Below are 24,805 nucleotides of genomic sequence, written 5' to 3' on the forward strand. Positions count from 1 at the left end.
GCTCACGCGGCTTGCGTGTCCTCGCCGCGATCGCGCTTGAGCACCGCCACCGGCTCCGCCCAGACGTTGCCGCCGCGGCGCTTGCTGGTCGCCAGCACCAGGTCGGACGGCTCGAACACGTTGAGGTTGTGCGTGATCGGCGTGGTCAGGATGTACTGTGCGTCGGTGGAGCGCAGGAAGCGGCCGACCTTCTCGATGTTGAACACGTCCAGGTGCGCGAACGGTTCGTCGATGAACACGAAGCCGCCCGGCTGGTCCTCATCGCGCAGCAGCGCCACCAGCAGCAGCAGCGACTTCATCACCTGCTGACCACCGGAAGCCTCGCCGTCGTCGAGGCCGATCCAGCCCTTGCGGTCGAAGTCGAAACGCACGGTCAATCCGGCCTGCGCCAGCGCGACGTCCTCGTTGACCAGTTCCGGCATGTCGACGTCGACGGCGATGCCGGCCAGTTCGCCGAGTGCCATCAGGTTCTTCCTGTAGCGGCGCACGGTCGCGCGCAGCACGTTCATGTACGCACCACGCGCTTCCTCGGTGATGCGCTTCGCACGATGCAGGTGCGCCTCGCGGCGGCCGATGGTGGTGTCCAGCTCGGCATGATCGGCGGCGATCTTGTCGCGCAGCGGCACGCAGGCCTCATCTTCGATGAAGCCACCGCGGGCGACACGCTCGTCGATGCGCTCCAGTTCGCGCCGCACCGCCGCCGCGCTCTCATACTCGTCGCGCGCCACCAGCAGTGCCGCCTGCGAGCGCCATGCCGGTGGCATCTGCGCGCGGCGGCGGCGGAAGTCGAGAATGCGCTGGACGAGCCCGTGGCGCTCCTGCCCGATCTGCTGGCCGCGCTCGCGCAGTTCGCGCGCCAGCGCGTCGATCTGCCCTTGGCGCTTGGCCGCGGCGATGCCTTCGTCCTTGTCGCGCTCGGCCACCGCGTCGACCGACGATCGCGCCTGCGTCAGTTCGGTGGCGGCCTGCGCGGCTGCATCGGCCAGCGCCGGCAGACGCGCCTGCGCATCGGCGAACTCGGCCGCGCGCGTGACCAGCTCCTGCGCCGCATCCAGCCCGAGCAGGCGCGACTGGTCGGCGTCGACGCGATGACTCAGCTCCTTCAGTTCGGCTTCGCGCGACTGCGCACGCTGGCTGATCTCGTTCTGTTCCGCGCGCAGGTCGGTCAGGCGAGCCTGGCGCGCACCGGCGCCGAAGTGGTGCTGTCCCCCGCCGATGTGCCGCCCGCCGCGATGCTCGCGCAGGTAACCCTTCGCGGTGATCCAGTCCTGGCCGCCTGGCAGCTTGCTGCCGGCTTCGATGTCGGCAACGCGACGGATGCGATCGAGCTGTCGCGGCAACCACGCCGGCGGATCGGCGGAAAAGCGCACGACCTCCAGCAATGAGCCCGCGGTCGCCTTCGGCACCGGCGCGCGTTCGGCCACGACGAAATGGCGGTACTGCATCTGCTCGCCGAGCTTCCACGCAGCGCGCGCGTCCTTCGGGTTCTCGAGCACCAGCAGGTGCCGGTACGGCGCGAGCACCGCCTCCAGCGCCACGGTCCACTGCGGATCGGCGATATCGACCAGTTCGGTCAGCACCCGATGACCGATGCCGTCGCGCTCGAGCGCGGCACGGAAGTCGCTCTCGAACTTCTCCACCGGCAGCTTGCCGCTGCTGAGCGCGGCGACCTGCGCGGCGATCTCGCCACTGCGCGCGCGGTCGCGTTCGGCCTCCAGCTTCAGTTCGGCCTGGCGGCGGCGGCCGTTCTCGATGGCGCTGCTCAGCGCATCGATGTCGACCGCGCCACGCTCCGCCTGCAGACGTGCGAGTTCATCGTGGCGCTTGACCAGCATCTCGGCGTCGCGGGCACGGTCTCGCGCCCGGGTGAACTCGGCTTCGCATGCGGCCACGCGCTGGCGGGCGTCGCCGAGCGAGCCCATCAGCTCATCGTGTGACGCGACGGCACCGCTGTCCTGCGATTGCAGGTCGGCCAGCGCGCGTTCGCGCTCGCGCAGCGCACGGCGCAGGCCGGTCAGGCGCGGGCGCGCGCCGTCGATGGCGGCACGCTGCTCGGCCAGTTCCACTTTCGGCGCGATCTCGGCCTGCAGGCGCTGGCGCTGGTTGCGCAAGGCGAGGCCTTCCTCGAACGAACGTACGTCGGCCTTGGCCGACTCCATGCGCAGGTGCAGCCCGGCCAGGTCCTGGCCCAGCTGGTGGATCTCCTTCTCGACGTCGAACTGCTCGGCGCGCGCACGCTGGTAGTCGTCGAGCACCGCCTTGTCCTCGAACACGTCGAAGATCAGCTGCAGCAGTTCGCGCGGCGAGTATTGGCATAGCTTGTCGGTGGCGCCCTGTTCCAGCGTCAGCACGCGGCAGATCGCGCGCGTCAGGCCGGCGCCGGCGAGGCGCACACGGTAGTCGCGCACGCCGAGCCAGTCGCCGCCCTGCTCCAGTACTTCGACCGCGACGTCGCCGCCGACGATCTGGTAGTCGCGCGACCAGTCGCCGCCACGCTTGCGGATGCGGCAGGCCAGCGTGACCTGCTCGTCCTTGATCGGGAAGAACGGCCGGCCACCGCGACGATCGGGGCGATTGCTCACCACCGCGCGCAGCCAGGCATAGCCCTTGCCGTTATGGCGCAGGTAGGTCTTGTAGTCGCGCGCGGTGTCGCGGTCCTCGATCGCCAGCAGCGTGCGCAGCGCATCGAGCAGCGTGGTCTTGCCAGAGCCGTTCGGACCGACCACGGTGATGACCGAAGCGTCTAGCGGCAGCTGGAAGCGCTGCCAGTAATCCCAATGCACGACTTCGAGGCTGCGGAACTCAAACATCGGACTGCGCCTCTTCGCTGATCTGATCGTGGGTATCCGCGCCGTCGAGCATGTCGTCGAAGGCGTCGTCGTCCTGCGGCCGCGGCTCGCGCGCCTGGGCGACGACGTAGGACAACGCACCGTCCATCACGCGGCTGGCGATGCGTTCGTAATCGAAAGCCAGGTCGAGCAACGGACCCTCGTGGATGCGCTCGCGGCGGCGGACGATGAATCCCTGCCTGGCCAGTGCGCCGAGGTTGAACTGCAGGCGCGTCTTGCCGCCGAGCTTGTCGCCATAGTCGGCGAGCAGCGTGCGTTCGTTGATCGGTTCGACGACCTCCTCACCGACCGGCACGGGCTTGAGCTCGGCGAACATCTGCTCCTGGTCCTGCTGGCGTTCGTCCTCCTGGCGTGCGATCTGGCGCTGTCGCTTGGGCAGCACCAGCAGCGCCCACAGCACCACCAGCAGCGCCAGCGCGTCGCGGTCGAGCTGCAAGTTGCTCGCGGCCCAGGCACGAGCGCTGCCGAACACGTCGTTCTCCTGCGCCCGCGCCACGCCCACGGCGACATGCGAGGCGTAGGGATGCTCGAGCAGCCGCAGGCCCGATGCAGCCAGGCGACGGTCGAGGTCATCGCGCAGTTCGGCATCGGTCAGTACCTGGCGTACCGCGCGGTCTTCGCGCGGCAGCCAGCGTTCGGCGAGCAGCCGCGCGATGAGGGTGGCGATGGGATCGGTCATGCGGGCTCGGTGGTCTTGCGGGTGCGCGGGCGGCGCACGGGTTTTTCGGTGTGGAGTGCTTCGGCGTCAGGCGAAGGCGCCAGGTTTTCGTTCGTCTCCGGCGCCTTCTGTTCCAGCCGGCTGCGGCTCATGTACGCCACGCCGAAACGCTGCACCGGCTCGAACACCGGCTCAACGCGCCACTGCAGCGGCAGTTGCGCCATCTCGGCACTGACGCCGTTGCGGTTCTCGGCACCGGGGTCGCCGATCAGGCCGAGCAGCGACATGCGATAGGCGCTGACGGCGAAGCCTTCCTGCGGCACCAGGTCGGACAGCGAACCTCCCAGTTCAAGCTGCGCCAGTTGCTGCAGCCAGTCCTCGGCATGGCGATAGTCGTTCTCCGCGACCGGCGAGTGCGTGCCCGGTGGCGCGGCCTGTGCGGGCGGCAGCGACTGGTCTTCCGTCGCCTCGCGTTCGCGTTCGACGAGTTCGTACTCGGCGATGTCCAGCGCGATCGGCGCCAGCGCGAATGCCGGCGCGACCGTGCGCGCGAGCGCGCCTTCGGATATCGCCGCCATCGCGTCGATGTCCAACGCACGCAGGTAGCGATTGACGTCGGACGAGGACAGGCCGCTCGCGCCCAAGTGCACGCGATGACGATCGAGCTGGTTGAGCGCACGCTGGAACACCGAGGCCTGGCGCAGCATCGAACTCTGCGCGCGGCCGATCTGCTGGGCGATGCGATGCGTCGCAGTATCGAGATCGGGATCGGCGGCGATCTCCTTCACGATCTGCGTGCCCTTCTCCACCCACTTCCACACCGACTGCAGCGTCGAGGCGGCGCGCTGGATGCGGTGTTCGGAGCCGCTGAGCACGGCCTGGTCGAAGTCCTCGCGCAATTCGTTGAGGCGCGACAGCAGATGCTGCAGGTCGTCGCCCCGCACGCGACCGACCGCCTGGCCGGCGGCGAGCTGCGCGGTGACGTAGGCCAGCTCGTCGCCCTCGCGGTTGAACTGCAGCAGCATGCCGATCGCGGCCAGTGCCTGGCGTCCCACCGGGCTGATGCGGTAGCGCTGAGTGGAGGCGTCCCAGAGCAGCAGGTCGTTTTCGCGAAGGCGGCCGAGCACGGTGTCGAACTTCACCGCGTCGATGTAGGCGAAGTGCTCGCGCAGTTCCTGCGGGCTCCAGTCCGGCGCCTGGCCACGGTCTCCAATCCCGCGAAGGACCAGCAGGCGCACCATCACGCTCTCCTCGCCGCCATGGAACAGCGTGGAGAAGGCGCGCAGCAGGTCGCGCGAGGTCAGCAGTGGGTGCAGGTCCGGAAGATCGGCGGCGACGATGCCGTCGCGCAGATAGTCCTGCAGGGAAAGGGAAGCGTCGTCCATGGCGGACCGGGAACTGCGGGAAGTCCATGTTCGGCGAGGGTCCGGCGGGTGACAACTCTTGATCTGCGCGACGATTTAGGGCGGCGATTCCAAGGGGCCGCCGGAATAGATGGGGCCTTGAATGGCGCAGGCTTTCCCGGCATCGTGCGGGCTTCCGTACGCCAGCGTATACACATGACGGCCGCCAGCCCCTTGAGCTTCGCCAACTCCGCGACGCCCCATCCCCTCTATCCCAAGCTGTTCGAGCCGCTCGATCTCGGCTTCTGCACGCTGCGCAACCGCGTGCTGATGGGCTCGATGCACACCGGGCTGGAGGACAAGGCGGCGGACTTCCCGAAGCTGGCCGCCTACTTCGCCGAGCGCGCGGCCGGCGGCGTCGGGTTGATCGTCACCGGCGGCTTCTCGCCGAACCTGGCCGGCTGGCTCAAGCCATTCGGCGGCACGCTGCGCTGGCCGTGGGAAGTGGGCCGGCATCGCCAGGTCACCGGCGCGGTGCATGCGCACGGCGGCCGCATCTGCCTGCAGATCCTGCACGCCGGCCGCTACGGCTACAGCCCGCTGCAGGTGGCGCCCAGCAAGCTGAAGGCGCCGATCAATCCCTTCACTCCGAGGGCGCTGTCGGCCGGAGGCGTCGAGCGCCAGATCCGGGCATTCGTCCGCACCGCGCAGCTCGCTCGCGAAGCCGGCTACGACGGCGTCGAAGTGATGGGTTCGGAGGGGTACCTGCTCAACCAGTTCACCGCGCCGCGCACCAACAAGCGCAGCGACACCTGGGGCGGCGATCCCGGCAAGCGCATGCGCTTCGCCGTGGAGATCGTCCGCCGCATCCGCGAGACCTGTGGCCCGGACTTCATCATCGTTTACCGGCTGTCGATGCTGGACCTGGTCGACGAGGGGCTGGCCTGGGACGAGGTGGTGCAACAGGCGCAGGCCATCGAAGCCGCCGGCGCCACGCTGATCAACACCGGCATCGGCTGGCACGAGGCGCGCATTCCGACCATCGCGACCTCGGTCCCGCGCGGCGCCTTCACCGGTATCACCGCGCGGTTGAAGCCGCATGTGTCGCTGCCGCTGGTGACCACCAACCGCATCAACATGCCGGACGTGGCCGAGCGCATCCTCGCCAATGGCGAAGCCGACATGGTGTCGATGGCGCGGCCGCTGCTGGCCGACCCGCAGTGGGTCAACAAGGCCCGCGACCAGCGCGCGGCGGACATCAATACATGCATCGCCTGCAACCAGGCCTGCCTGGACCACGTGTTCGAGAACAAGACGGCGAGCTGCCTCGTCAACCCGCGTGCCTGCGCGGAAACCGAGCTCAACTACGGCGCCACCGCGAAGCCCAAGCGCGTGGCCGTGGTCGGCGCCGGCCCGGCCGGGCTGGCCTGCGCGACGGTCGCGGCCGAGCGCGGCCACCGCGTCACCTTGTTCGAGGCTGGCGACGCCATCGGCGGCCAGTTCAACCTGGCCAAGCGCATCCCCGGCAAGGAGGAGTTCCACGAGACGCTGCGCTACTTCGGCCGGCGACTCGATCAGACCGGCGTCGAGGTGAAGCTGGGCACCCGCGCCGACGCCGCCATGCTGTCCCCCTTCGACGAGGTGGTGCTGGCGACCGGCATCCAGCCGCGGCAGGTCGACTTCCTCGGCCACGACCACCCCAAGGTGGCCAGCTACCTGGACGTGCTGACCGGGCGTGTCGTGCCGGGCCGCAAGGTCGCGATCATCGGCGCGGGCGGCATCGGATTCGACGTGGCCGAGTACCTGGTGCACGACCAGGCCCACGCCAGCCCCAGCCTCGACCCCGCCCGCTGGCGCGCCGAATGGGGCGTGGACCTGGCCTATGAAGGCAACCGCGGCGGCTTGGGCGCGCCGCAGCCGGAACCGCCGGCGCGCGAGGTCTGGCTGCTGCAGCGCAGCCCGGGCAAGCCCGGCGCCCGCCTCGGCAAGACCACTGGCTGGATCCACCGGGCGGCGCTGAAGGCCAAGCGGGTTCGGATGCTGGGCGGCGTGGAGTACCTCGGCGTCGACGACGACGGCCTGCACATCCGGGTCGATGGCCGCGACCAGGTGCTTCCGGTCGACGCCGTTGTGGTCTGCGCGGGTCAGGAGCCGTTCAAGCCGCTTGCGGCAGGGCTGGCCGGGTCCGGCATCCCCGTTCATGTGATCGGCGGCGCCGATGTCGCCGCCGAACTCGATGCCAAGCGCGCCATCGCACAGGGCACCCGGCTCGCTGCCGCGCTCTGACTTGACAGCCTGGCGGCTTGAAAAAGCCCGGCTTTTGCCGGTTTTTTCGCAATGCGGCAAACAAAAAAACCAAATTTTTCCGATGGTTACGTTTTCGCCATTCAGGTGGCGTTTAAACAGGCGCCGCTACCGTGCGCCAACTTTTTCAGCCACCCCCTTGGTGGCGACCCACACCGCCCGTGCCGCCTGACCTTCCTGGCGCGGATTTGGTGATAGGGGCAAAAGCGTGCCGCAGAGCCGCTGCCCTCCCCAGTACGCCATGCCGGTCCGATCCGCCGTTGCCGCCACCCTCAGGGAGCGGCCACCATGATCGGGCAGGCGCAACGGAGCAAGGAGTCCCGAACTATGAAACTGGCTTGGATCCTGTGGCTGGCCTCCGTGCTGCCACCTCAAACCGCCGATTCGCTTTGCCTGAGCACCACGGTCTACCTCGAGGCCCGCGACCAGTCCGTGCGCGGCCAGAAGGCGGTGGCCGAGGTCGCCCTGCGCCGCCGCGACAGCGGCCTGTGGGGCAATACCGTCTGTGACGTGGTCACCGCGAACAAGCAGTTCGCGCCGACCCTCGTCCCGGCGTCGACCCGCCTGAGCAACACCGAGGCCTGGGCCGAGGCGGTCACCATCGCGATGGAGGCGGAGCGCAACTGGGCCCTGCCCCCCGGCGAGCGCAAGGAGATCGTGCCGGGCGCGAGCCATTTCGCCGCCCACGCGATTGCCAGCCCAAGCTGGCGCAGCGCCTACCAGGTGGCGACGATCGGCGATCACACCTTCTATAAGGTGCAGTCGCTCAAGCCGCGCCGCACCTGATCAGGCGGCGCACGGGCGGCCCCGGCCGCCAAATCCGTAACGCAGCGTTGCGGCTCCATCGTTGAGGATCGGCGGGCGGAACGGCGATAGTCGCCGGCCGCCGTATCGTCATGGAGACCCGCGTGAAGCTCTACACCAAGCCCGGTGCCTGCTCGACCGCCGACCACATCGCCCTGCAGTGGACCGGTCAGCCGTTCGAGCTGGAGGTCCTCGACAAGGAGTCGATGAAGGCGCCGGCCTATCTGGCCATCAATCCCAGCGGCGCGGTGCCCGCGATCGTCGATGGCGACTTCGTGCTGACCCAGAACGCCGCGATCATGGGCTACATCGCCGACACGTATCCGCAGGCCGGACTGACCGGTGACGGCAGCGCGCGCCAGCGCGCCGAGGCGAACCGCTGGCTGGCCTTCGTCAACTCGGACCTGCATCCCGCGTTCAAGCCGATGTTCGGCCCCGCGGCCTACCTCCCCGACCCGGACGAGAACTCGGTGACGGTCCTCAAGGCGACCGCGCGCAAGCGCCTGCGCAGCCTGTACGAGATCGCCGACCGGCAACTGGCCGGCAAGCAGTGGCTGGCCGGCTTCCGCAGCGTCGCTGACCCCTATCTCTACATCACCTTGCGCTGGGCGCAGGCATACGGTGTCGACCTCGGCGGCCTGGATCAGCTGGCTGCCTTCAAGGCGCGCATGGAGGCCGACGCGGGCGTCCAGGCGGCGCTGAAGGCCGAAGGCCTGAGCTGATCGATCGGCGAGCGCCGCCGGCTCCGGCCGGCGGCAGGCGTCACGCCTGCGCGACCGAGCGCAGGCGGCGTTCGAAATCCCCGGCAAAGGCGAGATCGCGCACGTGGCCGAGCGCCTCGCTCAGTTCCGGCAGCAGCTCGAGCAGGCCGGCGGCGTCCGTGCAGCGCTCGATCTTCAACTGCAGGAAATAGCCTCGCAGGCCCAGGTGCTCGCGCACCGCTCCGGACATCTGCTCATACAACGCCGCATAGCCACCCTCCCCGGCGTCACCACCGTCAGCGATCGTGGCAGCAGCCACCGCCTCGTTGGCAGCCGGCGCCGAGACAATCGGCGCGGGAATGGTGGCCGCAGCAGCGGCAGCCAGGCTCACCGGCAGCGAGATCAACCCCATCTCGCGCAACTGCTGCAGGGCATCGTCCGGGCCACGAAGGCCGGCGATCACGCCACGCAGTTCGCCCACATTCTTCTGCCCGTCGACCATCAACAGGATCGAGCGCAGCGCCATGGGCAGCTTGCGCGTGCGGTTCTGGATTTCGTCCCGACCTGCGTCGGTCTTGCTGGGTACGTCGTTCTCGCGCATGGCTTCCCCCCGGAACCATTGGCACAAAGCCGGCCGAATATGCCACGCCTCGCGAAAATTTTCCTCGCACGGATTCGCGATTTGCCGAACCGGGCACCAATGGGCAAAAAAGAAGGCCGCGCGATGCGCGGCCTTCCCGGTGCGGCGGTTTCCTGCCGGTCAGATCCGGTCGATCCGCGCGTGGTCGCGCTTCTCGATCGCCACGTACTGGCGATCTTCAGGACCGATGTAGTTGGCGCTCGGACGGATGATCTTGCCGTCCTCGCGCTGCTCGATCACGTGCGCGCTCCAACCGGTGGTGCGGGCGATGACGAACAGCGGAGTGAACATCGGCGTCGGGATGCCCATCATGTGGTAGGCCGATGCGCTGTACCAGTCGAGGTTCGGGAACATCTTCTTGGTGTCCATCATCAGGTTCTCGATGCGCTCGGACACGTCGAACAGCGTCTGGTTGCCGCCTTCGGCGCACAGCTTGCGCGAGATCTCCTTGATGATCGGGTTGCGCGGATCGCCGATGGTGTACACCGGGTGGCCGAAGCCGATGATGATCTCCTTGCGCTCCATGCGCGCGCGGATGTCCGCTTCCGCATCGTCGGCGCTGCCGTAGCGGCTGATGATGTCCATCGCCACTTCATTGGCGCCGCCGTGCTTGGGGCCGCGCAGCGCGCCGATGGCGCCGGTGATGCACGAATGCAGGTCGGATCCGGTGCCTGCGATCACGCGCGCGGTGAACGTCGACGCGTTGAACTCGTGTTCGGCGTAGAGGATCAGCGACTTGTCGAGCGAATCGGCAAGCAGCTTGCTCGGCGGCTCGCCGTGCAGCAGGTGCAGGAAGTGCGCGGCGACCGAATCGTCCTCGGTTTCGACGTCGATGCGGCGGCCGTTGCGGGTGAAGTGCCACCAGTACAGGAGCATCGAGCCGAAGCAGGCGATCAGCTTGTCGGCGATGTCGCGTGCTTCGGAGGCCGGATGACCTTCGCGCTCCGGCAGCACCGTGCCCAGCACCGAGCAGCCCGTGCGCAGCACGTCCATCGGGTGGGCATTGGCGGGAACCAGTTCCAGTGCTTCCTGGACGAGCGCCGGCAGGCCGCGCAGGCGCTTGAGCTTGGCCTTGTAGGCGTTCAGCTGCGAGACGGTCGGAAGCGTGCCGTGCACCAGCAGGTGCGAGACTTCCTCGAAGGTCGACTTAGTCGCCAGATCGTGGATGTCATAGCCGCGGTAATGCAGGTCGTTGCCGCTGCGGCCAACGGTGCACAGCGCGGTGTTGCCGGCGGCCGTACCACTGAGCGCGACGGATTTCTTGGCCTTGGGCAGGACCTGTGCGGGGTCGGACATGGATGTTCTCCTAAGGGTTTCCGCAGCGGAACTTTGTCCGGTCCCGCAGCGGCGCATCGTTTTCAAATGCAGGGATTAGCCTGAGTGCGACTGGCATGTCGCAAGCGACCGTGGCGGGCCATTATCGCGCTCGCCGCGGTCGTAGGGCGGAGGGACGAGCCGGTGGAGCAGGGACAGGTGGACTCCAGCATAGTGAGGTCCTGTACGCTCCATCGGCCGACCATCACCCCACGTTCACTCACTCACTTGCCGCGCGCGAACAGCGCGTCGAGCTTGTCTTCATAGGCGTGGTAGCCGAGGAAGTCGTACAGCTCGGCGCGCGTCTGCAGCGTGTCGATGATGTTCTTCTGCGTACCTTCGCGGCGCACGGTCTCGTAGAAGTTCAACGCCGCCTTGTTCATCGCGCGGTAGGCGCCGCAGCAGTACAGGGCGATGTCGACGCCGGCACCGCGCAGTTCCTCGGTAGTGAAGAACGGCGTCGAGCCGAACTCTGTCAGGTTGGCCAGGATCGGCACCTTCACCGCGGCCTTGAAGCGGCGGTAGTCGTCCAGGGTGTTCATCGCTTCCGGGAAGATCATGTCGGCGCCGGCTTCGACGTAGGCCACCGCACGCTCGATCGCGGAATCGATGCCCTCCGACGCGGCGGCATCGGTGCGGGCCATGATCACGAAGCTTTCATCGGTGCGCGCATCGACGGCGGACTTGACGCGATCCACCATTTCATCGATCGGCACGACTTCCTTGCCGGGACGATGGCCGCAACGCTTCTGGCCGACCTGGTCTTCCATGTGCACGGCGGCGACGCCGACGTTGATGAAGGAGCGGATGGTGCGGCCGATGTTGAACGCGCCGCCCCAGCCGGTGTCGATGTCGACCAGCAGCGGCATCTGCGTTGCATCGACGATACGCCGCGCGTCGGTCAGGACATCTTCCATCGTGCTGATGCCGAGGTCCGGCACGCCCAGCGAATTGGCGGCCACGCCGCCGCCAGACAGGTACAGCGCCTTGTAACCGGTGCGCTTGGCCATCAGGCCGGCGTAGGCGGTGATGGCACCCATCACCTGCAGAGGGGTTTCTTCCGAGATCGCAGCGCGGAAACGGGCGCCAGCGGAGGGGGACGAAGTCATGGCATCTCCTGATTGAACGGCCATTTTAGCCGAGCCGTGCGTTGCGGCCGCCCCCCCGATCACCCCCCGGCATCGGCACCGCGCTCCAGCGCGCGCCTGACCTCTTCCAGCGCGCCCGGATCGTCCAGCGTCGACAGGTCTCCGGGGTCGCGGCTTTCCGCCAGCGCCTGCAGCGAGCGCCGCAGCAGCTTGCCCGAGCGCGTCTTGGGCAGCGCGTTGACCACGTAGACACGGGCCGGGCGTGCCACCGCGCCCAACTGCTCCACCACCCGCTGCCGCATGGTCGCTGCCGCCTGCGCCGGCGACTCGCTACCGCCTTGCTTGAGGGTGGCGAACACCACCGGCACCTGACCTTTCAGGTCGTCGCTCACGCCGATCACGGCTGCTTCGGCAACGCTGTTGCAGGTCGCGCAGGACTCCTCGATTTCGCGCGTACCCAGGCGGTGCCCGGCCACGTTGATCACGTCGTCAGTGCGGCCGAGGATGAACGTGTAGCCATCCTCGTCGCGGATCGCCCAGTCGAGCGAGCTGTAGACCAGTTCCCTGAAATGGCTGAAGTAGCTGGACAGGAATCGCGCGTCGTCGTTCCACACCGTGGTCAGGCAGCCGGGCGGCAACGGCGGCTCGATCACCAGCACGCCCTTCTCGCCCGGCGCGACGTCGAGGCCGGTGCCGTCGTCGATCACGCGCAGGCGGTATCCCGGCGTCGGCAAGCCGGGCGAGCCGAACTTGACCGGCTTCATGTCCAGCCCCGGCATCAGCGCAAGCACCGGCCAACCGGTCTCGGTCTGCCAGTAGTTGTCGATGATGGTCTTGCCGATGCCGTCGGTGATCCAGTGCGCGGTCGGTTCGTCGAGCGGTTCACCGGCCAGGAACAGCCATTGCAGTTTCGACAGGTCGTGCTTCTTCAGCCACGACGCATCCTGTTTCTTCAGCACGCGGATGCCGGTCGGCGACGAGAACATCGTGCGCACGCCGTAGCGCTCGCAGATGCGCCACCAGATGCCGGGGTCGGGGCTCGTCGGCAGTCCTTCGTACAGCACGGACGTCGCACCGGCGATCAACGGGCCATAGACGTTGTAGGAATGGCCCACTGCCCAGCCGACATCCGACGTGGAGAACATCACCTGTCCCGCGCGCACGTCGTAGATCGACCACATCGACAACGCCAGTGCGACCGCATAGCCACCGACGTCGCGCTGCACACCCTTGGGCTTGCCGGTCGTTCCAGAGGTGTAGAGCAGGTAGCTGGGCTCGTTGGATTCGAGCCATTCCACGTCGACCTGCGCGCCATCGTGCCGCGCGCGCAGCTTGGCGTAATCGACGTCGCGACCTTGGACTAGGGCGATATCCGGATCGAGTCCGCGGCTCACGACCAGGACCTTCGGCGGAGGCGAAGAAGCCTCCTCGCACGCCGCATCGACCAGCGGCTTGTACGGGATCACCTTGCCGCCGCGCATGCCGGCGTCGGCACAGATCAGCAGCTTCGGTGTCGCGTCGTCGATGCGCAGCGCGAGATTGTGCGCAGCAAAGCCGCCGAACACGACCGAATGCACCGCGCCGATGCGCGCGCACGCCAGCATCGCGAACACGGCCTCGGCCATGTTGGGCATGTAGATCACCACGCGGTCGCCGCGTCCGACGTCGAGCGACCGCAGTACCGCGGCGAAGGTGTTTACCTCGCGATGCAGCTCGCGATAGGTGATCTCGCGCGCCGTGTCGGTTTCCGACGACACGGTGATGAGCGCGAGCTGATCGCCGCGCTGGTCGAGATGGCGGTCGACGGCGTTGTAGCAGAGGTTGGTTTCGCCGCCCGCGAACCATTGCCGGAACGGCGGGTTGGAGTAATCGAGGATGCGCTCTGGCTCCCGGTGCCAGTGAATCGCCCTTGCCTGCTCGCCCCAGAACGCCTCCGGCTCCTCGATCGAGCGGCGGTAGAAGTCCTCGTAACGCATGGCGACAACCTCCCGGGCGGTAAGCGGAAGGCTAGTCCCGTCGCCGGAAGGATGCGTTACGACGTTGGTCGCAGGCGGCGCATGCCGCCGCAAAACGCAAACGGGGCGGCCGAAGCCACCCCGTTGCGATTCTGTCAGTCCGCGCGACGTGCGCGGCCTGGCTGGATCAGAGCAGGTGCGCCACGCCGGCGCGCTCTTCCTCGAGCTCGGCCAGCGTCTTGTCCATCGCGGCGCGGCTGAACTCGTCGACCGGCAGGCCTTCGATACGCGTGTACTCGCCGTTGGCGCAGGTCACCGGCACGCCATACATCACGCCTTCCGGAATGCCGTAGCTGCCGTCCGACGGCACGCCCATCGTCACCCACTTGCCGTTGGTGCCCAGCACCCAGTCGCGGATGTGGTCGATGGCGGCGTTGGCAGCCGACGCGGCCGAGGACAGGCCACGGGCTTCGATGATCGCGGCGCCGCGCTTGCCCACCTGCGGGATGAACGCGTTGGCATTCCAGTCGGCGTCGTTGATCTTGTCCTTCAGCGACTGGCCGTTGACCGTGGCGAAGCGGTAGTCCGGGTACATCGTCGGGCTGTGGTTGCCCCACACGATGAGCTTCTCGATGTCGCCGACGGCGACGCCGGCCTTGTTGGCCAGCTGCGACAGCGCGCGGTTGTGGTCCAGGCGCAGCATCGCGGTGAAGTTCTTCGCCGGCAGGTCCGGCGCCGACTTCATGGCGATGTAGGCATTGGTGTTGGCCGGATTGCCGACCACCAGCACCTTCACGTTGCGCGAGGCGACCTTGTTCAGCGCGGCGCCCTGGGCGGTGAAGATCTTGGCGTTCTCCAGCAGCAGGTCCTTGCGCTCCATGCCCGGGCCGCGCGGACGCGCGCCGACCAGCAGGGCGATGTCGGCGTCCTTGAACGCCACTTCCGCATCGTCGGTGCCGACCATGCCGGCCAGCAGCGGGAACGCGCAGTCTTCCAGCTCCATCATCACGCCCTTCAGTGCGGCCTGGGCCTTCTCCATCGGCAGTTCGAGCATCTGCAGGATGACGGGCTGGTCCTTGCCGAGCATTTCGCCGGAAGCGATGCGGAACAGCAGCGAGTAGCCGATCTGGCCGGCAGCACCGGTGACGGCAACGCGGACGGGGGTCTTCATGGGGTAACTCCTGGATGAAAAAGCGGGGCGACACTGCGCCCCGCGGTGGATCTACTGAAATGGATCAGGAAAGTTCTGCGAAGAATTCCTGGAAACGCTGCAGGCCCGGAGCGAGCTGCGGCGTCGGGCAGGTGTAGCTGATGCGCAGGCTGCGCGGCTCGCCGAAGGCCGAGCCCGGCACGCACGCCACGCCCTTGGTTTCCAGCAGCGCGTTGCAGAGGTCGACGTCGTTGCCGATCTTCGTGCCGCTCGGGCCGTGCGTCTTGCCGAAGGCGACGCTGATGTCCGGGAACACGTAGAACGCGCCCTGCGGACGCGGGCAGATCACGCCGGGGATCGAGTTCATCACCGCCATCACCTGGTCGCGCTTGGCCTGGAACTCGGCGCACTTCTGCACCGGCACGTCCTGCGGGCCGGTCAGCGCGGCGACCGCGGCGGCGCCGACGATCTCCGGGATGTTGGTGATGTGGTTGGAGTTCATGGTCGCGATGGCCTTGGCGACCTCTTCCGGACCGGCCATGAAGCCCACGCGCCAACCCGGCATGCCGTAGGTCTTGGACAGCGAGTCGATGAAGACCACGCGCTCGCGCAGTTCCGGACGGGCATGCACGAAGTTGTGGTAGCCCAGGCCGTCGAACACCATGCGGTTGTAGATGTCGTCGGTGATGACCCAGGTATCGGGATACTTCACCAGCACGTCGGCCAGCGCGCTGACCTCTTCCTTCGAATAGACCATGCCGGTCGGGTTCGAGGGATTGTTGAACAGGAACACCTTGGGCTTCTTCGCCAGCGCGGCGTCGAGCTGCGCGGGCGTGAGCTTGTAGTCCTGCGAGGCCGGGCACGGCAGCAGGTCGATCTTGGCGTTGACGATCTCGGCGATGTCGAGATAGCTGGTCCAGTACGGCGTCGGGAAGACGATGGTGTCGCCTTCGTCGAGCAGCGCCTCGGCCAGGTTGTAGATCACGTGCTTGGCGCCGATGCCGGTGGCGACGTTGACGCGGCCGTAGCCGGTCAGGCCGATCTTGGCCATGTGCTCGATGAACGCATCGAGCAGCGCGTCGGCGCCGCGGTTGCTGCCGTACTGGCCGCTGTCCTTGGCCAGCGCGTCGCGCGCGGCGGCGTAGACATGCTCGCCTGGCAGGAAGTTCGGAACACCGATCGAGAAGCTGATGATGTCGCGGCCTTCGGCCTTGAGCCGCTTGGCCTTCTCGGCAACCTGCATGATCGCGCTGGGTTTGGCGCGACCGATGCGCCGGGCAAGCTGGGGCATCGCTGTACCTCGTGAGGAGTCGACGTGGGTGACTGCTCCGGCGCGGAAACGCAGCGCCGCCGAGCCCCGGAATGTTAGCACGCGCCTTGCCGGCCTCTGTGGTGCGAAAACGAAAACGCCCGCCCCGGCAAGTACCGGAGCGGGCGTCCGCCTGGATCCCCTCCTCGCCCCGAAGCCCCTTCAGTGAAGGGGCAGCGCGACAGCGCAGGGTTCTGGAAGCCAGTGGCGCGGGGCCCACAGTTCGCAGTGCGGACTATGGGCGTTACCGGCTTCAGCCGGTTATCGAGCGTCGAGCGTCTTGTTCCACTCGGCGACGCGGTCAGCCTTGGCGGCCAGCACGGCGGCGGTATCGCCCTCGATCTTGATCGAATTGATCTTGTCGCCCTGCTTCACGCTGTCGACGATCTCCTGGCCCGAGAGCACCTTGCCGAACACGGTGTGCTTGCCGTCCAGCCACGGGCACGGCACGTGGGTGATGAAGAACTGGCTGCCGTTGGTGCCGGGGCCGGCGTTCGCCATCGACAGCACGCCGCGCTCGTGGGTCAGGCCGGTGCGGGTCTCGTCCTCGAAGCGGTAGCCCGGGCCGCCGGTGCCGGTGCCCAGCGGGCAGCCGCCCTGGACCATGAAGTCGTTGATGACGCGGTGGAAGCTCAGGCCGTCATAGAAGCCGCGCTGGGCGAGGTTGACGAAGTTGGCGACGGTCAGCGGCGCCTTGTCGGCGGCGAGTTCGACGCGGATCGGGCCGCGGTCGGTGTCGAAGGTGGCGATCAGGCTCATTTACCGTCTCCTGGGACGTGGGGCTGGGGGAGGAATTCCCGCATTCGTCCGACCAGATGGCGACGGATGGGGCAATTCACAAGAATACCGTAGCCATTCAGCTGAACGGGCCATCGGGCATCCCGGGCAGGTATAATGCTCGGCTTCCTTTTCCTACGAGCGTCGTTCTGGCGCCATCTCTGCATGTCCATTGAACGCCTCCGCAATATCGCCATCGTCGCCCACGTCGACCATGGCAAGACCACTCTCGTCGACTGCTTGCTCAAGCAATCCGGCACGCTCTCGGAGCGCACCGTGCTCGCCGAGCGGGCGATGGACAGCAACGACCAGGAAAAGGAACGTGGCATCACGATCCTGGCCAAGAACACGGCCATCACCTGGCAGGGCAACCGCATCAACATCGTCGACACCCCAGGCCACGCCGACTTCGGCGGCGAGGTCGAGCGCGTGCTGTCGATGGTCGACTCGGTGCTGATCCTGGTCGACGCCATGGACGGTCCGATGCCGCAGACCCGCTTCGTGACCCAGAAGGCCTTCGCGATGGGCTTCAAGCCGATCGTGGTCGTCAACAAGATCGACCGCCCGGGCGCGCGTCCGGACTGGGTCATCGACCAGGTGTTCGACCTGTTCGACAAGCTCGGCGCCACCAACGAGCAGCTCGACTTCCCGATCGTCTACGCCTCGGCGCTGCACGGCTACGCCAGCCTGGACGACGCCGCGCGTTCGGGCGACATGACTCCGCTCTACGAAGCGATCATGAAGCACGTCGCGCCGCCGCAGGTGGACGAGGAAGGCCCGTTCCAGATGCGCATCAGCCAGCTGGACTACAGCAACTTCGTCGGCCTGATCGGCATCGGCCGCATCCAGCGCGGCAAGGTGAAGAAGAACATGCCGGTCAGCGTGATCGGCCGTGACGGCAAGAAGCGCCAGGGCAAGATCGTGCAGGTGCTGGGCTTCATGGGCCTGGAGCGCATCGAGACCGAGGAAGCCGGCGCCGGCGACATCGTCGCCATTGCCGGCATCACCGACCTGTCGATTTCCGACACCGTGTGCGCGCTCGACACGCCGGAAGCGCTGCCGGCGCTGACCGTGGACGAGCCGACCATCAGCATGACCTTCCAGGTGAACAACTCGCCGTTCGCCGGCCACAAGGAATACAGCGGCGGCAAGTTCCTCACCAGCCGCCAGCTGCGCGAGCGCCTGGAGCGCGAAACGCTGCATAACGTTGCGCTGAAGGTCGAGGAAGGCTCCGATCCGGACAAGTTCCTGGTCTCCGGCCGCGGCGAACTGCACCTGTCGGTGCTGATCGAGAACATGCGCCGCGAAGGCTTCGAGCTGGCCGTGTCGCGACCGGAAGTGATCATCAAGGAAATCGACGGCCAGCTGATGGAGCCGATCGAGCAGCTGGTGGTCGACATCGAAGAACAGCACCAGGGCGGCGTCATGGAGAAGCTGGGCATCCGCAAGGGCCAGCTGAAGAACATGGAGCCCGACGGCAAGGGACGCGTGCGCCTGGACTACATGATCCCGGCCCGCGGCCTGATCGGTTTCCAGAACGAGTTCCGCACCCTGACCCAGGGTTCGGGCCTGCTGTTCCACGTGTTCGATCATTACGGCCCGAAGGAAACCGGCACGATCGCCAAGCGCCTGAACGGCGTGATGATCGCCAACGCTCCCGGTGCGACGCCCGCCTACGCGCTGGGGCCGCTGGAAGAGCGCGGCCGCCTGTTCGCCGCCGAAGGCGACCAGGTGTACGAGGGCCAGCTGGTCGGCATCCATTCGAAGGACAACGACCTGACCGTCAACGCGATCAAGACCAAGCCGCTGACCAACATGCGCGCTTCGGGCAAGGACGACGCGATCAAGCTGACGCCGGCGATCAAGTACACGCTGGAACAGGCCCTGGACTTCATCGAGGACGACGAGCTGGTCGAAGTCACCCCGAAGGAAATCCGCCTGCGCAAGAAGCAGCTCACCGAAAGCGATCGCAAGCGCGCTTCGCGCGCGGCCTGAGCCACCGCCATCGCACCGGCAACACGGGGCGTCGTATCGCCATGACCGACGCCCATCCCCATCCGCACTACAACCCCGATCCGCACGCCCATCCCGGGCTGCACGTGATCGCGGTGTTCGAGGCGGCCAAGGGCGTGCTCGCGCTGCTCGCCGCCAGCGGCCTGGAGATCCTGGGCCCGGCGCCATTGCAGCGCTGGCTCCATGAACTGATTGCGCGCTTCTCGCTCGATCCGGGCCATGGCGCGATCGCCTGGCTCAACGGCGCCATCAACCCCGATGGCGTCCACTTGGCCGCCGCAGCCGTGTTTGCCTACGGCCTGCTGCGCCTGCTGGAAGCCTGGGGCCTGTGGCGGGCCAAGGCCTGGGCGTCATGGCTGGGCTGCATCAGCGCGGCGATCTACCTGCCGCTGGACATCTACGCCCTCTTCGCCCATCCGGGCTGGCTTTCGGCGGCCGTACTGGCGGTCAATTTGATCGTCGTCGCAGTCCTGGCACGAGACCTGGTCGTCCGGCGCTACTGAACGCGTATGCTCCGGTCGCCCATCCGCGACCGGGGAATCGCCATGCGCTCCTTGCTTTTCGTGGCGACGCTGCTCGCCGTGCTTCCTGCGTGCCAGCGCGACGCCGACGCCACCGCTTCGGCACCGGCAACGCCGTCGCTGGCCACCAGTTTCGCCTACTCCGAAATCGGCATCGGCGAGCTGCAGTCGCGGATGGAGCGCGGTGCACTCAGCAGCCGTGCCCTCACCCAGGCCTACCTCGACCGCATCGCGGTCGTCGATGACGCCGGGCCGAAGCTCAACGCCGTCATCGAACTCAATCCCGACGCCATCCGGGAAGCCGATGCGCTCGATGCCGAGCGCCAGGCGGGCCGCGTGCGCAGCCCCCTGCACGGCATCCCGGTGTTGATCAAGGACAACATCGACGCGACCCCGATGGTGAACTCCGCGGGTTCGCTGGCGCTGGCGGATCATCGGCCGAAACAGGACGCCTTCGTCGTGCAGCGCCTGCGCGCAGCCGGCGCCGTGATCCTGGGCAAGACCAACCTCAGCGAATGGGCCAACTTCCGCTCGATGCACTCGGTATCGGGCTGGAGCGGCCGCGGTGGCCTGACGCGCAATCCCTATGCGCTGGATCGCAGCGCCTGCGGGTCCAGTTCGGGCACGGGCAGCGCGATCTCGGCGAGCCTGGCGGCCGCCGGCATCGGCACGGAAACCGACGGCAGCATCATCTGCCCGGCCTCCGTCGCCGGCCTGGTCGGGCTGAAGCCGACCGTCGGGCTGGTCAGCCGCAACGGCGTCATTCCGATCTCAAGCCAGCAGGACACGCCCGGCCCGATGACGCGCAGCGTGACCGATGCGGCGATCCTGCTGGCCGCCATGGTCGGGCGCGATGCGAACGACATGCTGACGGCCGGCAGTGTCGGCCGCGCGGTGTTCGACTACCCGCTGCACCTCAAGGCCGACGGCCTGCGCGGCGCCCGCATCGGCGTGCTGCGCCAGAAGATGGGGCACGACCCGGCCGTGGATGCTGCGATGGAGCGCGCGATCGCCACCATGCGCAAGGCCGGCGCGGTCGTGGTGGACGCGCAGATCCCGACCGAAGGCCAATGGAAGGCGGGCGAACTCGACGCGTTGACCTGGGAGTTCAAGGCCGGGCTTGAGCACTACCTGGCCACGCGTGGTGCCCCCATGCGCACGCTCGCCGAGATCATGGACTTCAACCGCCGCAACGCGGGCGAGGAGATGTCGTACTTCGGCCAGGACCTGTTCGAGCAGGCCGCAGCCAAAGGCCCCCTCAACGACCCGCTCTACCGCGAGACCCGCAGCAGCATCCGCCGCCTCGCAGGCGAACAGGGCATCGACTCCGCATTGCAGGCGCAGCAGCTGGACGCGCTCATCGCGCCTTCGGGGCCGGCCGCATGGAAGGCCGACATGACCAACGGCGACCCGGACATCACCACCGGCTACAGCGCCGCCGCAGTCGCGGGCTATCCCAGCCTGACGGTCCCGATGGGCGAGCAGCAGGGTTTGCCGCTGGGCGTCGTCTTCATGGGCTCCGCGTGGAGCGAGCCGCGCCTGCTCGAACTCGGCTACGCCTTCGAACAGCTCAGCAAGGCACGCAAGCCGCCGCAGTTCCTGGCAACGGTCGCGGCTGCCAAGAAGAAGGGCTGAGATTCCGACAGCAGCGGGCGGCCGGCGGCCGACCCGCTGTACTGCATCACGTCGGCGCGGCGATTTGCGCCTGCTTGCGCACGATCAGCATCGCGATCTCCAGCGCCTGCTCGTAGTTCAGGCGCGGATCGACCGTCGACTTGTAGGCGCGCTCCAGATCGCTCTCGGTGAGCTCGCGCGCGCCACCCAGACACTCGGTGACGTCTTCCCCCGTCAGCTCCAGATGCACGCCGCCCAGGCGCGTACCGGCGGCCGCGTGGAGTTCGAACGCCTGCTCCAGTTCGCTGCGGATGTTGCGGAAGCGACGCGTCTTGAAGCCGTTGCTGGTGCTCTCGGTGTTGCCGTGCATCGGATCGCACACCCACAACACGCGACGACCGTCGCGGCGCACCGCGTCGAGCAGCGGCGGCAGCTTGTCGGCGATTCCGCCGGCGCCCATGCGATGGATGAAGCTGAGGCGGCCGGGTTCGTCCTCGGGATTGAGCAGGTCCATCGTGCGAAGCAGCTGATCGGGCGTCACCGACGGCCCCACCTTCAACGCGATTGGATTGCGGATGCCCCGGAAGTATTCGGCGTGGGCGCCGTCGACCGCCGCCGTGCGCATGCCGATCCACGGATAGTGCGTGCTGAGGTTGAACCAACCCCAGTGGCGCGGTACCTGACGGGTCAACGACTCCTCGTACGGCAGCAGCAGCGCCTCGTGCGAGGTGTAGAAGTCCACGCGGTTGAGGTTGTGCACTTCGGAACCCGACAGCGTCTCCATGAAACGCACGGCGTCGCCGATCGCGTTGACCATGCGGCTGTATTCGTCGGCCAGCGGCGAATGGCCGACCCAGCTCAGGTTCCAGTACTCGGGATGATGCAGGTCGGCGAATCCGCCATCGATCAGCGCACGCACGAAGTTCATCGTCATCGCCGAGCGCGCATGCGCCTTGATCATGCGGCGCGGATCCGGCAAGCGGGCGGCCTCGGTGAACTCGGGCGCGTTGACCATGTCGCCGCGGTAGCTGGGCAGCGTGACGTCGCCGATCGTTTCGGTGTCGGCCGAGCGCGGCTTCGCGTACTGGCCGGCAAAGCGGCCCACGCGCACGACCGGCTTGCGCATGCCGTGCACGAGCACGAGGCTCATCTGCAGCAGCACCTTGAGGCGGTTGGAGATTACGTCCGAGCTGCAGGCATCGAAACTCTCGGCACAGTCGCCACCCTGCAGCAGGAAGCGCTTGCCTTCCTGTGCCTCGGCGAGCTGCTGCTTGAGCGAGAGGATCTCCCACGACGTCACCAGCGGCGGCAACGCACGCAGTTCGCTCAAGGCGCTAGCGAGCGCCTGATCATCCGGATAGTGCGGCAACTGCACAGCCGGAAAACTGCGCCATGACTGCGGCGACCAGTTCTGGGGCAGAGTCACGGCACGGAGGTTGCGGTCAGTGGGGGACATGACACGAGCAATGTTGCAATGCGGCGAATGATCATGGGCGCTCGCCCTCCGCGCTGCAACCGTTACAGCGGCAACCTTGGCGCCGCGTTCAGCGACGCCGGAACGCTGCGTAGCCTGCCCACAACGCCAGAAGCACGAACCAGACCAGGCTCCATTCGGGCATCGACAGGCCCAGGAACGTCCAATCGACATTCGCGCATTCACCCGAACCGGTCATCACCTTGCGGATCACGCCGGAGATGGGCATGGCGTCCAGCATGTAGTCCAGGCCGGGGCCGCACGCCGGCACCTGGTCGGGTGGCAGATGCTGCAGGCGGACGTGATTGCCCGCAACTGCGATGCCGCCCAGCGAGGCCAGCAACGCGAGTACACCGTAACCACGCCTTCCACCGGCGCCCTTGGGCGCATGCAGGCCGCCGATCAGGAACACGATGCCAAGCGCGAAGAACGCAACGCGCTGGAAGATGCACAACGGACAAGGTTCCAGGCCGTCATGCAGCTGGGCGTAGAACGCATAGGCCAACAGGGCCGCGCAGATCGCGAAACCGAGGAGGAACTGGGTGCGGAAGGAACCGGGCAGCAGGGAGTTCGTCATGGTCCAAAGCTTAACGAGGTTGACGGATCGCTGCAGCAGACCGTCATCGCACTCGTTGGTTCCCGGAACACTGATCCCGGAAACGCAAAAGCCCCGGCCAGGCCGGGGCTTTGCTGTATCGGCGTTGCCGCCAATGAAGCGTGTGGATTACTCCGTCGCGGCTTCCGGACGATCGACCAGCTCGACATAGGCCATCGGCGCATTGTCGCCAGCGCGGAAACCGCACTTGAGGATGCGCAGGTAACCGCCCGGACGGGACTGGTAACGCGGGCCGAGAGTGGTGAACAGCGTGCCCACGGCTTCCTTGTCGCGCAGGCGCGAGAAGGCAAGGCGGCGGTTGGCGACGCCGTCGACCTTGGCCAGGGTGATGAGCGGCTCGGCAACGCGACGCAGCTCCTTGGCCTTCGGCAGGGTGGTACGGATGAGACCGTGCTTGATCAGCGAGGCGGCCATGTTGGTGAACATGGCATCGCGATGGGCACTGGTACGGCTGAACTTACGGCCGGATTTCTGGTGGCGCATGACTTGGATTCCTAGTGAATGTTGTAACCGTTGAACTTCGCTGTCGCCATCCAGGCGTTGGAACTTGGACTGCGGTTGGTCCGAACCGACCCTCCGTGGCCGGCGTGCCGCGAGCCTTCAGGCTCGTCGACTTTGGTCTTGCAAGAACGCAGGCCGCGCCTTGCAGCGCGGCCTGCGAATAACGCACTGGCCTCAGCCCATCATGCCGTGCGAGGCGATGCCCGCCGGCGGCCAGTTCTCGAGCTTCATGCCAAGGGAGAGACCGCGCTGGGCGAGCACTTCCTTGATTTCGGTGAGCGACTTCTTGCCGAGGTTCGGCGTCTTGAGCAGCTCCACTTCGGTCTTCTGGATCAGATCGCCGACGTAGTAGATGCTCTCGGCCTTGAGGCAGTTGGCCGAACGCACGGTCAGTTCGAGGTCGTCGATCGGACGCAGCAGGATCGGGTCGACGCCGCTGGTGGCCGGCTTCGCCGCACCGCGGTCGCGGTGGGTGAAGTCGCCGAACACCGACAGCTGGTCGGTGAGGATGTCGGCCGCGGTGCGGACGGCTTCCTCGGCATCGATCGTGCCGTTGGTCTCGATGTCGAGAACCAGCTTGTCGAGGTCGGTGCGCTGCTCGACGCGCGCCGCTTCGACGGCATACGCCACGCGGCGGACCGGCGAGAAGCTGGCATCCAGCATCAGACGGCCGATGGCGCGGGTTTCCTCGTCCGGACGACGACGCGCGGCGGCCGGCTGGTAGCCGAAGCCACGCTCGATCTTCAGACGCATGTTGAGCGCGGTGTCCTTGGTCAGGTGCGCGATCACATGTTCCGGATTGAGGATCTCGACGTTGTGGTCGGTCTTGATGTCACCGGCGGTGACGATGCCCGGGCCCTGCTTGGCCAGGGACAGCGTCGAGGACTCACCGGTGTGCATGCGGATGGCGACGTCCTTGAGGTTCAGCAGAACCTCGAGGACATCCTCCTGCAGCCCTTCGACCGTGGTGTACTCGTGCAGCACGCCATCGATCTCGACTTCCGTGATTGCGAAGCCCGGGATCGACGACAGCAGCACGCGGCGCAGCGCATTGCCGAGCGTATGGCCGTAGCCACGCTCCAGCGGTTCGATGACGACCTTGGCACGGTTACCCGTAAGGCGCTCGATCTGGGGGCCGCGGGGGCGCAGCACCTGGTTTGCGGTTACCGTCATG

At 67.3% G+C, this 24,805-nt stretch carries 20 protein-coding genes; 6 read left to right on the forward strand and 14 right to left on the reverse strand.

Annotated features, from left to right (window positions below; genetic code table 11):
• Positions 1 to 2 precede the first annotated feature (2 nt).
• The 3 genes from IU514_RS16925 to IU514_RS16935 are packed head-to-tail and all read right to left on the reverse strand — an operon-like array spanning position 3 to position 4,892.
• Entirely contained in the window at positions 3 to 2,810 is a 2,808-nt protein-coding gene (locus IU514_RS16925) for an AAA family ATPase (RefSeq protein ID WP_194932330.1), read from the reverse strand.
• The gene (locus IU514_RS16930; RefSeq protein WP_194932331.1) at positions 2,803 to 3,528 is read right to left on the reverse strand and encodes a hypothetical protein; all 726 of its coding nucleotides are present in this window, start codon (positions 3,526 to 3,528) and stop codon (positions 2,803 to 2,805) included. The genes IU514_RS16925 and IU514_RS16930 overlap by 8 nt, the downstream gene beginning before the upstream one ends.
• A complete protein-coding gene (locus tag IU514_RS16935) occupies positions 3,525 to 4,892 on the reverse strand; it encodes a hypothetical protein (protein WP_194932332.1) in 1,368 nt (455 codons plus the stop codon). Before IU514_RS16935 ends, IU514_RS16930 begins: the two co-directional genes overlap by 4 nt.
• A 174-nt stretch (positions 4,893 to 5,066) precedes the next feature.
• Here IU514_RS16935 and IU514_RS16940 point away from each other — a divergent pair, with 174 nt between their 5' ends.
• The 3 genes from IU514_RS16940 to IU514_RS16950 all read left to right on the forward strand — a co-directional run bounded on the left by IU514_RS16940 (position 5,067) and on the right by IU514_RS16950 (position 8,680).
• The gene (locus tag IU514_RS16940; protein ID WP_194932333.1) at positions 5,067 to 7,136 is read left to right on the forward strand and encodes an NADPH-dependent 2,4-dienoyl-CoA reductase; all 2,070 of its coding nucleotides are present in this window, start codon (positions 5,067 to 5,069) and stop codon (positions 7,134 to 7,136) included.
• A 345-nt stretch (positions 7,137 to 7,481) separates the two neighbouring features.
• Positions 7,482 to 7,940, forward strand: a complete 459-nt coding sequence (locus IU514_RS16945) for a cell wall hydrolase (RefSeq protein WP_194932334.1) — start codon at positions 7,482 to 7,484, stop codon at positions 7,938 to 7,940.
• 122 nt (positions 7,941 to 8,062) lie between these two features.
• On the forward strand, positions 8,063 to 8,680 hold the full coding sequence (locus tag IU514_RS16950; protein WP_194932335.1) for a glutathione S-transferase N-terminal domain-containing protein: 618 nt from the start codon (positions 8,063 to 8,065) through the stop codon (positions 8,678 to 8,680).
• Between the two features lie 40 nt (positions 8,681 to 8,720).
• Here IU514_RS16950 and IU514_RS16955 read toward each other — a convergent pair whose 3' ends face one another.
• From IU514_RS16955 to IU514_RS16985, 7 genes are all read right to left on the reverse strand, one after another.
• Positions 8,721 to 9,260, reverse strand: a complete 540-nt coding sequence (locus IU514_RS16955) for a hypothetical protein (protein WP_194932336.1) — start codon at positions 9,258 to 9,260, stop codon at positions 8,721 to 8,723.
• A 159-nt stretch (positions 9,261 to 9,419) separates the two neighbouring features.
• A complete protein-coding gene (gene prpC / locus IU514_RS16960; RefSeq protein ID WP_194932337.1) occupies positions 9,420 to 10,595 on the reverse strand; it encodes a bifunctional 2-methylcitrate synthase/citrate synthase in 1,176 nt (391 codons plus the stop codon).
• A gap of 242 nt (positions 10,596 to 10,837) precedes the next feature.
• Positions 10,838 to 11,722, reverse strand: coding sequence for a methylisocitrate lyase (gene prpB / locus IU514_RS16965; protein WP_194932338.1), 885 nt, complete (start codon positions 11,720 to 11,722; stop codon positions 10,838 to 10,840).
• 59 nt (positions 11,723 to 11,781) lie between these two features.
• Positions 11,782 to 13,677 (reverse strand): propionate--CoA ligase, encoded by a 1,896-nt coding sequence (prpE, locus tag IU514_RS16970; RefSeq protein WP_194932339.1) that lies wholly within the window; start codon positions 13,675 to 13,677, stop codon positions 11,782 to 11,784.
• Positions 13,678 to 13,843: 166 nt separating this feature from the next.
• Positions 13,844 to 14,827, reverse strand: a complete 984-nt coding sequence (locus IU514_RS16975; RefSeq protein WP_194932340.1) for a malate dehydrogenase — start codon at positions 14,825 to 14,827, stop codon at positions 13,844 to 13,846.
• A 64-nt stretch (positions 14,828 to 14,891) separates the two neighbouring features.
• A complete protein-coding gene (locus tag IU514_RS16980) occupies positions 14,892 to 16,097 on the reverse strand; it encodes a pyridoxal phosphate-dependent aminotransferase (RefSeq protein WP_194932341.1) in 1,206 nt (401 codons plus the stop codon).
• A 279-nt stretch (positions 16,098 to 16,376) separates the two neighbouring features.
• Positions 16,377 to 16,874 (reverse strand): peptidylprolyl isomerase, encoded by a 498-nt coding sequence (locus IU514_RS16985; protein WP_194932342.1) that lies wholly within the window; start codon positions 16,872 to 16,874, stop codon positions 16,377 to 16,379.
• 183 nt (positions 16,875 to 17,057) lie between these two features.
• Here IU514_RS16985 and typA point away from each other — a divergent pair, with 183 nt between their 5' ends.
• Genes typA through IU514_RS17000 form a run of 3 tightly spaced genes read left to right on the forward strand, consistent with a single transcriptional unit; the run spans position 17,058 to position 21,061 of the window.
• The gene (gene typA / locus IU514_RS16990) at positions 17,058 to 18,887 is read left to right on the forward strand and encodes a translational GTPase TypA (protein WP_194932343.1); all 1,830 of its coding nucleotides are present in this window, start codon (positions 17,058 to 17,060) and stop codon (positions 18,885 to 18,887) included.
• A gap of 41 nt (positions 18,888 to 18,928) precedes the next feature.
• Positions 18,929 to 19,408 (forward strand): DUF2127 domain-containing protein, encoded by a 480-nt coding sequence (locus IU514_RS16995; RefSeq protein ID WP_194932344.1) that lies wholly within the window; start codon positions 18,929 to 18,931, stop codon positions 19,406 to 19,408.
• A gap of 42 nt (positions 19,409 to 19,450) precedes the next feature.
• Positions 19,451 to 21,061 carry an amidase gene (locus IU514_RS17000; RefSeq protein ID WP_194932345.1) on the forward strand — a complete coding sequence of 537 codons (1,611 nt, stop codon included), beginning with the start codon at positions 19,451 to 19,453 and terminating at the stop codon, positions 21,059 to 21,061.
• A gap of 46 nt (positions 21,062 to 21,107) precedes the next feature.
• On the opposite strand, the gene IU514_RS17005 is transcribed toward IU514_RS17000, so the two are convergent.
• The 4 genes from IU514_RS17005 to IU514_RS17020 form a co-directional block, all read right to left on the reverse strand.
• On the reverse strand, positions 21,108 to 22,496 hold the full coding sequence (locus IU514_RS17005) for a class II 3-deoxy-7-phosphoheptulonate synthase (RefSeq protein WP_194932346.1): 1,389 nt from the start codon (positions 22,494 to 22,496) through the stop codon (positions 21,108 to 21,110).
• A gap of 88 nt (positions 22,497 to 22,584) precedes the next feature.
• Positions 22,585 to 23,091 (reverse strand): disulfide bond formation protein B, encoded by a 507-nt coding sequence (locus IU514_RS17010; protein WP_194932347.1) that lies wholly within the window; start codon positions 23,089 to 23,091, stop codon positions 22,585 to 22,587.
• A 147-nt stretch (positions 23,092 to 23,238) separates the two neighbouring features.
• The gene (rplQ, locus tag IU514_RS17015) at positions 23,239 to 23,613 is read right to left on the reverse strand and encodes a 50S ribosomal protein L17 (RefSeq protein ID WP_194932348.1); all 375 of its coding nucleotides are present in this window, start codon (positions 23,611 to 23,613) and stop codon (positions 23,239 to 23,241) included.
• Positions 23,614 to 23,805: 192 nt separating this feature from the next.
• Positions 23,806 to 24,804: a DNA-directed RNA polymerase subunit alpha gene (locus IU514_RS17020; RefSeq protein WP_194932349.1), complete on the reverse strand. Its 999-nt coding sequence runs from the start codon at positions 24,802 to 24,804 to the stop codon at positions 23,806 to 23,808.
• Position 24,805: the final 1 nt, after the last annotated feature.

Source organism: Lysobacter niastensis (genome assembly GCF_015453285.1).
GTDB classification, from domain to species: Bacteria; Pseudomonadota; Gammaproteobacteria; order Xanthomonadales; family Xanthomonadaceae; genus Lysobacter_J; species Lysobacter_J niastensis.